The sequence below is a fragment of the Paenibacillus sp. OK060 genome, assembly GCF_900101205.1.
In the GTDB taxonomy this organism is placed as follows: Bacteria; Bacillota; Bacilli; order Paenibacillales; family Paenibacillaceae; genus Paenibacillus; species Paenibacillus marchantiae.
Genome location: NZ_FNFR01000003.1, coordinates 507,958 through 520,933, shown reverse-complemented (window position 1 = coordinate 520,933; position 12,976 = coordinate 507,958). Strand labels below are relative to the sequence as shown.

Here is a 12,976-nt window from a genome sequence, read left to right as displayed (position 1 = left end):
TTCGAATTTTAATATTCAGTGGCTGTTGGACTCATAGTTAACGAGATATCCAGATTACCGTTTCGGGTACGGATCATGTCGAGGAATTCTTTTTGATTGACACTTTCATGAATGGTTACGTTGTAGACCAGCTCGTACAGACTGCCAAGTTCGGTTGTTCTGATTTTTTTGAGCTCATGTACGACATTGAATTTGTGGAATACTTCGTCCAGTGCTTCTTCGTAACTCAGATTCTCGGGAATAGTCACTTTCAACGTTTTTTGCTGGCTTTTCTTCGCTCCGAAGTTGAAGCGGCTCAGGACAAACATCAGTACACACAGGATGATGGTGAACATTACGGCATAACCGAATGCGCCTACACCGCAGGCAAGACCGGAAGCCATGGTGAACAAAACATAAGCAATATCTTTCGGGTCACCAGGCGCACTTCTGAATCGGATGATGGAGAAGGCACCGGCGAGGCTGAATGCACGGGCAATGTTGCTGCCGATCAGAAGAATGATAATGGCTACGATGACTGGCAAAACAACCATGGTTAGCGTAAAGCTCTGGGAGTAGGTGCTTTGATTGGTCTTCATGTATGTCAGGCTGATGATGACCCCCATGATGATGGCAAGTCCGATCGTTAGAATTGCATTACTAAAAGTTAGGGTGGTATCTGTTAAAGCTGAGCTGAAAATGGAATCAAGCATATACTACACGCTCTCTTTCTGTGATTGTTTTTTCTTGTTCTATGGATGGGTTGAAATCGGTACCTGGCAGCAATTCTCGTTCAGTCTGGTAGTTCAGGTTGGTTGTTCTGGCCAGATGTCTGTACTCATTGCCGTATTTCGAGAATCCGGTGCGGTAAAGACCGTGTTCGGATAACAGTTGGGAGAGCCACATCGGAACGGTTTTCTCGGCTTTGACTTCCATCAGCCAGCGTCCGTCTTTCACCAGCCGCTCACCATAATCTCCTTGCTCCAGCTTCAGATCGTATCTACGACTGCGGATGTTGGTATCAAAGGTGATGCGGAGATCGCGGCTGTTCTTGTCGAACAGTGCCTTGCGTTCATACGCCAGATATACTTTTGGTTCCAGATCGTACAGCCGGAGGAAATACTTGATCTCTTCGACAACCTGTTTGTTCATGTAATCGGCGAGATCAGGTGCTTTGCCTGTCCGAACGAATTCGTAGGCTTCATCCAGCTTCAGGGCAGTTCGGCGTTTGTTCACCAGGCCAAATACTTTCTTTTTGATCTCCAGATATACCTTCGCATTCTCTTCAGGAACTCCGTATGCCCGCAGTCTCAGCTTCTCCTTGTATTTAGGTTTGGAGAGACTTGCGCGGATCAGGGAGTCCTGCGGAGTGTCAAAGTACAGATTGCTGATGGAGTAAAACTCGTGTTTCTTGTTAAAGGCGTCCAGCTCCATATACTTCAGCAGATCGGTGTAGAAGTTCTCGTATTGCTCATCTGTCAGGAGATACTTGCTCTCATATCGGTTGAATACTTCAATTGCCATGGGGGTTCAGTCCTTTCATCCATGTTTTGTATGTTTTGTTGCATCGTGTATTGCTTCCATGTCTGTATCTTAGAGCGCCAACCTTGAATGAATCTTAAATGATTTTACATTCCGTTGATCTTTTTTTACCTTCCTTTAATAGTTCGCGAAAAAACTGAAATTAAGATTGATTCAAGGTTCGGTTGCTACAATCGTTGGTATAATAGATTGACATATATCGAAACCAATTCATGCAGAGGAATGAAGAACCGATGAGAATACTAATTGCGGAAGATGAGGTTCATTTGGCAGAAGCCGTATCGCAAATATTGAAAAAACACAATTACTCTGTAGACATGGTGCATGACGGGAGATCGGGTCTGGATTACGCGCTGAGTGGAATCTATGATCTGTTGCTGCTGGACATTATGATGCCGGAAATGGACGGGATTACAGTACTGAAAAAACTGCGCAGCGAAGGCAATCATACGCCTGTCATTCTGCTCACAGCCAAAGGAGAAATTTCAGACAAAGTGACCGGGCTGGATTATGGAGCCGATGATTATATAGCAAAGCCCTTTGCCACGGAGGAATTGCTCGCACGGATTCGGGCAGCCTTGAGAAGGAAGGGAGAAGTTGTTCCAGAGGATGGACTGAAGTTCGGTGACATCGAACTGAACACGACGCAGCTGAAGCTGAGTGTGCAAGGCAAGGAGATCAAGCTGAATCTGAAAGAGAATGAACTTCTGGAACTGCTAATCACGCGCAAACAGGCCATTACTTCCAAAGAGCAGATTATTGAGAAATTGTGGGGTTTCGATTCGGAAGTGGAGTATAACAATGTGGAGGTGTACATCTCGTTTTTACGCAAAAAATTAACCTTCCTGAACTCCTCGGTCCGCATCAATACGATTAGGGGTGTGGGGTACGTACTTGAGGTGACGTCCTGATGTTCAAGAAACTCAGAAACCGATTTCTGATCGTGAACCTGGTATCCATATCAATTATGATGCTGGTTGCCTTTGCCACGATCTACATCATTACGTACCAGAATGTACAGCGGGAAACCAACATGGAACTGTTCAAAGTGTCGGATTTCTATCATGGGCCTTACAACTCCAGCAAGATGCCTCGCGGTGATGACAGAGATTCGGGGACGGGATCACTACCGTCCGATTCCATTGCTAATGGAGCTCCAGGGAGTGATCCGAATTCACCGCCAGGACGCTCTGTATCGTTCATGGTCAAGACGGACAGTGAATGGAAAATCACCGATGCACACTCCAGGTTTGATATGGATGACACGTTCTATACTGAAGCTTTGCAAAAGGTGAATAAAGTCGACGATCTGGATCGGAAGACCGGACAGTTTACACTGAATGGAACGGACTGGGCTTATGTGATCGACCCGAGCAGCACAGGGCATATGATTGTGTTCATCGATGTGACGGCCCAACAGGGCATCCTTACGAATCTGATTTATACTTTTGCCGTCGTGGGTTTGATCATGCTGATCGTTATCTATTTCCTGAGCCGCTATTTCGCCAATCGATCCATTACCCCGGTTAAGGAAGCCTTTGAGAAGCAAAAGCAGTTCATAGCCGATGCTTCACATGAATTGAAAACGCCGCTGGCGATCATTAATACCAACACAGATGTGCTTCTCGCGAACCGGGAGGATACGATTGAGAATCAAGCTAAATGGCTGCATTACATCAAGTCGGAGACGGAACGCATGTCGGGACTGACGAATGATCTGTTATATCTGACTCAAATTGACGATTCAAGATCCTCGATGATTCATGCCAAATTCAATATGAGCGATGCGGTGGAGACGATTATTTTGACGATGGAAGCCGTAATTTTTGAGAAAAATATATCTCTGGACTACAGCATTGAGCCGCAGCTCATGGTCCATGGCAACAGCGAACAGATCAAGCAGGTCATTCTGATTTTGCTCGATAATGCTGTGAAATACTCCAGAGCCAAGGGCTCGGTCAACGTATCGTTGAAGAAACAGAACAATGACGTTGTGCTGGCCGTTTCCAACACGGGAGAAGGCATTGCGCACGAACATCTGGACCGGATCTTCGATCGCTTCTATCGCACGGATGCCTCCAGAGCACGGAAACATGGTGGACATGGATTGGGTCTTGCGATTGCAAGGTCGATCGTGGAGCAGCACAAAGGTGAGATTTACGCCCGCAGTGTAGTAGGGGAAGGTGCAACATTTTACGTTCGTTTATCCTAGGGATAAGGAATAAGGCATGTCTGTTGTGGGTTAACCTATGCTACAATGGCAACAGAACGTATGAATCAAGGAGCTGACTTTAACGTGACTGAAGCAAATTCAATGAATGAACAGGAAATGAAGGCATATATTGCAGAGAAGACAAAGGCAAGCGAAGCGAATATCGCTCTTGTCCTGAAGCATGAGCAGGCGTACATTAACAAAGCACATGAAAATGCCAAAGGCGACGTGGATATCGACGGTGACGATCTGGCCGACTACATTTTGAGCCGCAAAGATGTAAAGCTGGATGAACTAACCGTTGAAAGCATACTGGATGCTGAAATGGACTACTTGATGGAAAAAGGTCTCGCAGGCTACGTGGATTAAATTTAAATCAATCTATTTATTAAAAAAATGACCTCAGCCTCCACGTTATTGTGGAATTTGAGGTCATTTTGGATTGTACACTCGGAAATACCTTTTAAAGCGTCAGCCAAGTTAGGCTAGCCCCATTCTTCTTATTGACCCATCATACCGCCATCTACAGTATAGAGCGAAGCGGTGACATACGAAGCTTCTTCGGATAACAGGAAGTTCATGATGGCTGCGACTTCTTCCGGTTCACCATAGCGGCCCATCGGAATTGCGGATACGGTAGCTGATTGATAATCTTCCACATTACCGGAGTTTGCTTCGATTTGACGCATCATACGGGTATTAATGGTGCCTGGCAATACCGCGTTAACCCGAATACCATGAGGCGCGAGTTCATTCGCTGCTGTGCGGGTGAGGCCAATCACGGCATGTTTGGACATAATATATGGAGATACGGCTGGAGCACCCATCAGACCTGCGAGGGAAGAGGTATTCAGAATCGCACCAGATTTTTGTTTTTTCATGACAGGGATGACGTTCTGCAAACCAAGGAATACGCCGCGCACATTGACGTTATATACGAGGTCGAGCGCTTCAATGCTCAGATCCTCGATCAGTCCGGTTGGACCTTCAATGCCGGCATTGTTGGCAAAATAATCGATACGACCAAACGTATCAAGTGCTTGCTGCACATAGTTTTTCACGTCGGCTTCTTGAGATACGTTTGCTTTCACTGCAATGGCGTGCTCTTTGTCGAGTTTCAGATCCGTGATGGTTTGCTGGATGGCTTCTTCGTTCAGGTCGACCAGCACCAGATTAATTTTACGTTCAGCAAGGCGGCGTGCCAATTCTTTACCGATGCCTCCGGCTGCTCCTGTAATAACTGCTGTTTGGGTATATGATGTACTCATCATGTATTCGCTCCTTATAAAATGAAATCAGGTGAACTGTGAGTGAACATTCAACCTGTGGTCTATCGTTCCTATCTCAATGTTAAGATATACATAGTAATGTGACAATCATCATTGACAGCGCATATGTCAGCTATCGGACAGAGATGTAAGCGGTGTTCATTTAGGTTACAATAATGGACAGAGGAGGTGGAAATGTTGATTATCGAACACCCTCAGGATCGGAGAGCACGAAGAACGCAGGATGCCATCATTGCTGCGGCAGTTTCTTTGATATTGGAAAAGGGAGCTGAAGCCGTCACGATTCGTGACATTACGGAGCGGGCAGATTATAACCGGGGAACGTTCTATTTACATTTTCCTGGTAAACCCGAGCTATTGCAATTCATTCTGGATGATTTCATGCAGGGCGTGGGACAAGCTTATGCATCACCTTACGCGGAGTTAAAAGAAGTGGATATGACGGCATTACTGCCATCAACGATGCCTGTATTTGAATATATCGAAGCACATCAGGACATCTTTCGAGCCTTGATGACGATGCATGGGGATATGGGAACGAGACTCTGCAATATGTTCAGAACATATTTAACCGAGGATTTTGTATTGGTGACCGAAGACAGCGACTACACCATTAATTACGATATCATGCTAAGTTACCTGGTATCTGCGACCGTTGGTGTGATTATGCACTGGGCGGAGATTGGGTTCAAGTATTCTTCCCACTACATGGGAGAACAGCTGACCGCGCTAATTAACATCAAACCGACCCGTCTCCTGATTGAACCAGGGCAGAAGGGCCGGACCATTCATGAACGCATGCTTCAGGACTAAATAGCGTGCCTGATTCTCTTATTCCCAAGGATAACTAACGGTGAGGAAGTCGGCGAAGTTCTTGCTTTCTGCCCGCCGTTGTTTCCGCATGGCCGCCCGGGCTGGAGCAGTCTCGTATAATTTCTTCTCTTCCTCCGTCTCCGGAATGATGCGAGGGACAATGAGTTTGCGGTTATTTTCATCCAAAGCGACAAAGGTAAGGAATGCGGTCGCCGCAATCTTCTTCTCCCCCGTCTTCAGATCCTCGCGGATCACCTTCACAAAAATCTCCATCGAACTTCGTCCCGTCCACGATGCGAAGGATTCCAACGTCACCGAATCCGTCGGATTAATCGGATACAAGAAATCGACCGAATCGGTCGAAGCCGTAACGGTATTGACCCGGCACAACTTGGATGCGGCGATGGATGCAATGTCATCGATATAGGACATGAGTTTGCCGCCAAACAAGGTATTATGGTTATTTACATCGGTTGGAAATACTCTTGCCGTCTTGAAACAACGTGTTTCGCGCACATACTTTATCTCCACTTGATCTGATTCCGTAGGTTTAGGTATCTCTCTCATTCTTTGTAGTCCTCCTGACAGTATGGCTGATGGACGCTGCAAGATATGCCGCGTCGATCCTCTCTATATGTTAGTTCTAGTATAGGTGTCGGTCACATCCCTATTCAAGTGAAGCATAATTCAAAAAAACCGCCAGGCGCGGACCGGCGCGCTGGCGGTTTGATGCTGTATATTAAGCCTTGGGTCTGAAAATGCCAGCCGGCTTGCCGATGGGCAAGAACGTATAGCCGAAGTGAGCGTTCAGTACGGAAGCACCTGTGCCGTACAACGACACGATTCCGATTCCCATTTCAGCATAAGCTGCGATGGTATGGAAGATATGAGGAGCTACGCCGAACGCGTCAAAGGTCAGGCCAAGGAACAGGAAGTCAATGAGAATGAAAATGATGAGCAATACTTTGTTGGCTTCCACGGCACCCAGCGTCATGAACAGGGTGAACACGAGGTATCCGGCAAAAGCAAATCCGAGCTGCTTGCCATCTGCCTGTTCCGCAAGAGTGGAGCCAAACACGCCCATTTTGATCAGCCAGTTGGCACCCATCGCGAACCAGAAGAATGCGTATGCGCCGAAGGCAGTTGTACCAAAGGTATTGTTGCGTTTGGAATCTTGAATGCAAGCGAACAGCTGGGCAAAGGCACCGAGGAAAATCGCCCAAGGAATGGCGTAGCTAAGGCCGTCTGTAATGCCAAGCTTTTGGGAGGAAGCGACCAGAGTGACGATGGCCAACCCAAATAATCCCATCGCGCTGGGATCGGCGTTTATGATTTTGACTTTAGTCTGTGAATCGGTTTGCATGGTGTTGATGAGCCTCCAAATAATCAAATCAGGATGATCCGTTCGAACTGAACCGTCCTCTATACTTCGTATTTCGTATCCGCCTGGTCCGGACACACACATCGCCCTATTGTACCTGAATGTATTTCGTATGAAAAGGGATTTTATTACCTTTTGGGGCATTATCCCTTCCCTTGTAAGGCATGTGTTAGAGATCAAGAACGAAGAAATCGGTTTATTGGTGGAAAAAGACGGAAAATTACATGTTCATTCCCTGGAAGAAGGGATAGTATCGAGGGGAAATGAAAACCTTTGCCTCAAAGTTTACTGATGTGAAGCATTAAAGAATTTGAAAATAAAAAAATTAAAGAGGTGATCCGTTAATCTTTTTTTAAACGACAAAATGCAAGCGCTTACTTATGGGTTGTACCATCGTTCTGGCTTTAATCATTCTATGATGAGGAAACGAAAGGATGGGTGTTCATGATCGCGAAGACGCGGCAGGTTGGTTTGGTTTTGCTCCTATGGGTATTTACAATTTCCAGTCTGGGGTGGGGAACAATGTTTGGCACACCAACAGCAAGTGCAGCCGTATCGGCTGATGAAGCTGCCGGTGGAGGCACTTATAAATTCGATTTTGGTTCAGGAGCTGTTGCGAATGGATATACAGGTGTGGACGCAACGTCTGCGTATTCGGCGGAACGTGGCTATGGATTCACCGATGTATCCAAGGTAACGGTACAGGATCGGGGTACAAGTGATCCGATTAAATCCGATTTTGCCAAAATCGCCGATGGGGGCGGATTCAAGGTGGATTTGCCAAACGGTGATTATACCGTCTCCCTTGTCGCTGGCGACAGTGCAGGCAACACAGATATTGCGATCAAAGTGGAGAGCATGAACAAGGTTCAGCAGAATACCAAGCCAGCGGGTGAATATCTGGAGATGAGCTTCGATATTGCCCTGGTGGATGGGCAGATGAACTTTGAATTCTCCGGAACGGCCGCTAATATCAATGCGCTCGTGATCACCAAACAACAGGAACGCGAGGCAGGGAATAAACCTGCTGTGTACCTTGCGGGTGACTCCACGATGCAGACGTATAATCCATATTGGGAGCCCCAAGCGGGTTGGGGACAAATGTTCCCGTCCTTTTTCAGTGATGCCGTGGAGATTAAGAACCATTCCATTGGTGGACGCAGCTCCAAATCCTTTATTTTCGAAGGCCGATTGGATGAGATTCTGCGCCTCATTCGTCCGGGAGATTATCTATTCGTGCAGTTCGGACACAATGATGCAACGATCAGTGTTCCTGACCGTTATGCTTCACCCGCCGATTACAAAAACTATCTGAAAACCTACATAGACGGCGTGCAGCAGCGGGGAGCTACCCCAATTCTCGTAACCCCAATGGGTCGCAGGGACTTTAACGCAGACACAGGCAAGTTCAATGTATCTTTCCCTGAATATGTGCAGGCGATGAAAGAGGTCGCTTCGGAGAAAAATGTGAAGCTGATTGATCTGAGCGCACTCAGCATTGCGTACTATGATTCCATTGGACCGGAAGCGACATTGTCTGTTTTCCTCCATGTATCACCAGGCATCTATCAGGCGTTCCCGAACGGGGCAACGGATAATACGCACTTCCAGGAATATGGAGCGATTCAGATTGCCCGTCTGGTTGCAGGTGCGGTTCGTGAGCTGGATCTGCCGTTATCGGAAGCGGTTCAGGATGCTGAAGTTCCAGCTGAATTGCCTGCCAAACCTGCTGGATTGAAGGCAGGCAGCATTAGCAACGCCGGAGCGGTATTGAAATGGACGGCGGATGACACCGCAGACATCTACAAAGTATACCGTAAGCTCTCAACAGAGCCGGAAACTGCCTACAAACTGGCAGGAACGGCAACCGTACCTACTTTAACGCTAAGCGGTTTGGTTGAAGGTAAGTCGTACACGGTTCGAGTAACGGCTGTGAATGGCCGCGGCGAATCCGATCCTTCGGATGAAGTCAGCTTCACCACCAAATCGGCAACGTATCGATATGACTTTGGCCCGGTAGGTTCTCCCGTTGCTGAAGGGTATACGGAAGTCAATCGGAATACGCTGTATACACCAGAACGCGGTTATGGATTAACGTCTTCCGCCAATATGGCGGATCGGGATCGTGGCAGTGCGACGGATAACCTGCGTCGTGACTTCGTGATCTATTTTAACGGATCATATGAATTCAAAGTGGATCTTCCGAATGGTACCTATTCGGTCAAGACGTACACTGGGGACTGGATTGGGTCAGCAAAAACCAACATCAACATCGAAGGCAAAGATTATGGAACCGTATCCTCCGGTGCTCAGAATATTGCCGAAAAAGTGATCAATCAGATTACCGTGCAGGACGGGCAGATGAATCTGGTCTTCAGTGGGGCTACGGCGCATCTCAACGGACTTGAGATTACACCTGTATTGGTGGCCCCTTCCAATCTGAAACTGAATGGCCTGGATCTGGAGAGTGATCCGATCACCGCTGCATTGTCGTGGAATGCTATTGCCGATGACGTACAGTATAAGGTATACCGTCAGTCAACTGGAGCGGCCAAGGCCGAGCTGCTGGCAACCACGGATGCAACAACCTATACCGATAATAAGATTGACCTGGGCATGAATTATGTATATACGGTAACGGCTGCGGATCGTACAGGTACGGAATCGGTAGCATCCAATGCATTGCCTGTATCGACGATTGATTCATCTGTAGACAAGGCAGAGGTTCCTTCAGGTCTGTCGTTACAAAGCATCAACAAAAATGACGTCTCCATCACTTGGACGGAATCAACAGGAGCGCGTGCATACCAAATCTATCGTGCTGTGAAGCAGGATGGACCGTATGATCTAATCGCTCGCACCAAGGAGACGACATACACAGACTCCACCATTCTCAGCACCATTCCTTATTTCTATAAAGTGGCGTCTGTGAATGCGGGAGGGGTATCCGAACTTTCGGCTGCACTCGAAACACCAGTAGCAACGACGCTGAATCGTGAAATGGAGTATCTGGACCGTGCTCCGGTGGCTATAAAAACAGAAAACGGCAACTATATCGGCTGGCGCATGCTAGGCTTGGATGCCGAGACCATTGCTTTCAATTTGTATCGGGATGGTGTGAAGCTTAACGATGAACCGATAACGGGAAGCACCAACTTTACGGATGCCGAAGGTACGGATGCATCCAAATACCGGGTCATGACGGTAGAAAACGGCATTGAAAAAGCGGCAACGAAGGAATTCGGCGTTTGGCAGGAGCAATACCTGTCTGTACCTCTGCAAAAGCCTGCTGATGCCTATACGAAAGACGGGCAGCCGTATTCGTATTATGCGGGTGATGCCAGCGTGGGCGATGTCGATGGTGATGGCGAATATGAGATTGTTCTGATGTGGTCGCCAAACAACGGCAAGGATAACTCCCAATCCGGATATACCGGTATTGTCTATATGGATGCCTATAAGCTGGATGGAACAAGATTGTGGCGCATCAATATGGGACCGAATATTCGTGCGGGTGCGCACTACTCTCCATTCCTGGTTTATGACTTCGATGGTGATGGCAGAGCCGAACTGATGATGCGTACCGCAGATGGTACCGTCGATGGACAAGGAAAAGTCATTGGAGACGCCAATGCAGACCACCGGAACAGTTCCGGTTACGTTCTGCTTGGTGATGAATTCCTGACGGTGTTCGATGGTGAAACCGGAGCAGCACTGGATACGGTGGAATATGATCCGCCGCGTGGAGATGTTGCTTCCTGGGGCGATGGCTATGGAAACCGGGTGGACCGTTTCCTGGCAGCGGTAGCGTATCTGGATGGCGAACATCCAAGTGCCATGTTCAGCCGTGGATATTATACGCGTACTGTGCTGGCATCCTACAATTTCCGTGATGGAAAGATAAGCAAAGTATGGCGTTTTGACTCAAGCGACGATGGCTACGGCGAGTATGCAGGCCAAGGGAATCACAATCTCTCGGTTGCAGATGTGGATGGCGACGGCAAGGATGAGATTACATTTGGTGCGATGGCCATCGACGATAATGGCAAACCGCTCTACAATACGAAACTCGGTCATGGCGATGCCATGCATCTGAGTGATCTGGACCCGACACGTCCAGGACTGGAAGTATTCGACGTACACGAACATAAAGATTCTAAGTATGGTATGGAAATGCGCGATGCGGCTACAGGTGAAATCCTCTGGGGTGTGTTCACAGGCATCGATACCGGACGTGGCATGGCTGCCGATATTGATCCGAACTATCCGGGAGCTGAGGTATGGGCTGCAACCATTACCAATGCTGAGCATATTCCAATCACCGGGCTTTACAGTGCTCAGGGGGAACTGATCACGACGAAGATTCCATCGTCCACCAACTTCGGCATCTGGTGGGACGGTGACCTGCTGCGTGAGCTTCAGGATGATATTCGTATCGACAAATGGGATTATGAGAACCAAACGACAGTTAATCTGCTGACGGCAACAGGTGCAGCTTCGAACAATAGCACCAAAGCGAACCCGAGTTTGCAGGCAGATCTGTTTGGAGACTGGCGTGAAGAAGTGATGTGGCGCAGTCAGGACAGCTCGGAATTACGCATTTATACAACGACAGATGAGACGGATGTGCGTATTCGCACGTTGATGCATGATCCAGTCTACCGCCTTGGGGTAGCTTGGCAAAATGTAGCCTATAACCAGCCGCCACATACCGGCTTCCATCTTGGAGTAGGCATGGAGCAGCCAGCGGCACCGAATATTCGTTATGTAGGTGGTCCGCAAGAAGTAGAAGATACGACACCTCCGGTCATTACAGGCATGCCTGCGGAACAGATGAGTGAAGAGGATGTACTCCAAGTTGATGTGAAGGCAGAAGATCCGGAGTCCGGGATTACTCTTCTGGAGTTGACTTGGGACGGTGAGGCCGTAGAACAGGGTGATGAGATTGCACTGACGGGTATGGTGGGAAAACACACTTTTACAGCCAAAGCAGTTAACGGCGCGGGACTCATCACCGAGCTTTCCGTGGAAGTGACAGTCATCGCCGCAGACCAAGCCACAGGTGCACCGGGTGTACCTTCCTTGTCCGACGATAACCAACATGGCGACGGTTTGGCGGATGGAACATACACCATCACCATGAATATGTGGTGGGGGAATAACGGTACACAGTATAAATTGTATGAGAACGGTGAACTGATCGATACGCAGAAGCTCACGGCTTCAAGCCCTTCTGCCCAAAAGGCATCCACGGATATTTCGGGTCGGGTAAACGGTACGTATGTATATACTTGCGAACTAATCAATTCAAAAGGGACGACCGAATGCGCTCCGCATACCGTAATCGTTCGTGATGCAGCACCAGGGAAGCCGGTGCTCTCTCATGACAACTGGGATGGGGATGGAAACTACACGATTACGATGAATATGTGGTGGGGCACAAATGCCACCTCCTATCGTTTGTCTGAGAACGGTCAAGAGGTCGACAGCCAACCGTTGACTGCAGCATCTCCGAATGCACAGACAGCAACAGCAGTGATCAAAGATCGTGCACCTGGCGAGTATGAGTACGTTGTGGAATGGATTAACGAAAGTGGATCGGTTTCTAGCGAAGTCATCACAGTGAAGGTCACACATTGATTAAAGTGATCTAACGATAAAGCACCTCTCTATCGATATAGGGTAACCCCTTGGGTAAGCCTTAGATAGAGAGGTGTTTTTTGGTTTTTTCAACATACACAATAATGACACAACTGTTTG

At 47.9% G+C, this 12,976-nt stretch carries 10 protein-coding genes; 5 read left to right on the top strand and 5 right to left on the bottom strand.

The window, feature by feature from the left end; translation table 11 throughout:
• Positions 1-8 precede the first annotated feature (8 nt).
• Together BLS14_RS14000 and BLS14_RS13995 are read right to left on the bottom strand one after the other, a co-directional pair.
• Positions 9-692, bottom strand: coding sequence for a DUF4956 domain-containing protein (locus BLS14_RS14000; RefSeq protein WP_090952333.1), 684 nt, complete (start codon positions 690-692; stop codon positions 9-11).
• Positions 685-1,503 (bottom strand): polyphosphate polymerase domain-containing protein, encoded by an 819-nt coding sequence (locus BLS14_RS13995; RefSeq protein ID WP_090952330.1) that lies wholly within the window; start codon positions 1,501-1,503, stop codon positions 685-687. The genes BLS14_RS14000 and BLS14_RS13995 overlap by 8 nt, the downstream gene beginning before the upstream one ends.
• A gap of 251 nt (positions 1,504-1,754) precedes the next feature.
• Here BLS14_RS13995 and BLS14_RS13990 point away from each other — a divergent pair, with 251 nt between their 5' ends.
• From BLS14_RS13990 to BLS14_RS13980, 3 genes are all read left to right on the top strand, one after another.
• Positions 1,755-2,432: a response regulator transcription factor gene (locus tag BLS14_RS13990; protein ID WP_063567761.1), complete on the top strand. Its 678-nt coding sequence runs from the start codon at positions 1,755-1,757 to the stop codon at positions 2,430-2,432.
• Complete coding sequence (locus tag BLS14_RS13985; protein ID WP_063567762.1) at positions 2,432-3,733, top strand: sensor histidine kinase; 1,302 nt, start codon at positions 2,432-2,434, stop codon at positions 3,731-3,733. The genes BLS14_RS13990 and BLS14_RS13985 overlap by 1 nt, the downstream gene beginning before the upstream one ends.
• Before the next feature lie 102 nt (positions 3,734-3,835).
• Positions 3,836-4,102, top strand: coding sequence for a hypothetical protein (locus BLS14_RS13980; protein WP_072733957.1), 267 nt, complete (start codon positions 3,836-3,838; stop codon positions 4,100-4,102).
• Positions 4,103-4,233: 131 nt separating this feature from the next.
• On the opposite strand, the gene BLS14_RS13975 is transcribed toward BLS14_RS13980, so the two are convergent.
• Positions 4,234-5,001 carry an SDR family NAD(P)-dependent oxidoreductase gene (locus BLS14_RS13975; protein WP_090952327.1) on the bottom strand — a complete coding sequence of 256 codons (768 nt, stop codon included), beginning with the start codon at positions 4,999-5,001 and terminating at the stop codon, positions 4,234-4,236.
• A gap of 195 nt (positions 5,002-5,196) precedes the next feature.
• On the opposite strand from BLS14_RS13975, the gene BLS14_RS13970 reads away from it, so the two are divergent.
• Entirely contained in the window at positions 5,197-5,835 is a 639-nt protein-coding gene (locus BLS14_RS13970) for a TetR/AcrR family transcriptional regulator (RefSeq protein WP_063567764.1), read from the top strand.
• Positions 5,836-5,853: 18 nt separating this feature from the next.
• Here BLS14_RS13970 and BLS14_RS13965 read toward each other — a convergent pair whose 3' ends face one another.
• Together BLS14_RS13965 and BLS14_RS13960 are read right to left on the bottom strand one after the other, a co-directional pair.
• Positions 5,854-6,366, bottom strand: coding sequence for an acyl-CoA thioesterase (locus tag BLS14_RS13965; protein WP_090952671.1), 513 nt, complete (start codon positions 6,364-6,366; stop codon positions 5,854-5,856).
• 208 nt (positions 6,367-6,574) lie between these two features.
• A complete protein-coding gene (locus tag BLS14_RS13960) occupies positions 6,575-7,198 on the bottom strand; it encodes an acetate uptake transporter (protein WP_063567767.1) in 624 nt (207 codons plus the stop codon).
• 462 nt (positions 7,199-7,660) lie between these two features.
• Between BLS14_RS13960 and BLS14_RS33480 the strand changes: the two genes are divergently transcribed.
• Entirely contained in the window at positions 7,661-12,856 is a 5,196-nt protein-coding gene (locus BLS14_RS33480; RefSeq protein ID WP_090952324.1) for a rhamnogalacturonan lyase family protein, read from the top strand.
• Positions 12,857-12,976: the final 120 nt, after the last annotated feature.

Coding starts and splice junctions, on each gene's coding strand:
- BLS14_RS13960 (WP_063567767.1), bottom strand. CDS start 7,198: ATGCAAACCGATTCACAGACTAAAGTCAAAATCATAAACGCCGATCCC.
- BLS14_RS14000 (WP_090952333.1), bottom strand. CDS start 692: ATGCTTGATTCCATTTTCAGCTCAGCTTTAACAGATACCACCCTAACT.
- BLS14_RS33480 (WP_090952324.1), top strand. CDS start 7,661: ATGATCGCGAAGACGCGGCAGGTTGGTTTGGTTTTGCTCCTATGGGTA.
- BLS14_RS13980 (WP_072733957.1), top strand. CDS start 3,836: ATGAATGAACAGGAAATGAAGGCATATATTGCAGAGAAGACAAAGGCA.
- BLS14_RS13995 (WP_090952330.1), bottom strand. CDS start 1,503: ATGGCAATTGAAGTATTCAACCGATATGAGAGCAAGTATCTCCTGACA.
- BLS14_RS13970 (WP_063567764.1), top strand. CDS start 5,197: ATGTTGATTATCGAACACCCTCAGGATCGGAGAGCACGAAGAACGCAG.
- BLS14_RS13985 (WP_063567762.1), top strand. CDS start 2,432: ATGTTCAAGAAACTCAGAAACCGATTTCTGATCGTGAACCTGGTATCC.
- BLS14_RS13990 (WP_063567761.1), top strand. CDS start 1,755: ATGAGAATACTAATTGCGGAAGATGAGGTTCATTTGGCAGAAGCCGTA.
- BLS14_RS13975 (WP_090952327.1), bottom strand. CDS start 5,001: ATGAGTACATCATATACCCAAACAGCAGTTATTACAGGAGCAGCCGGA.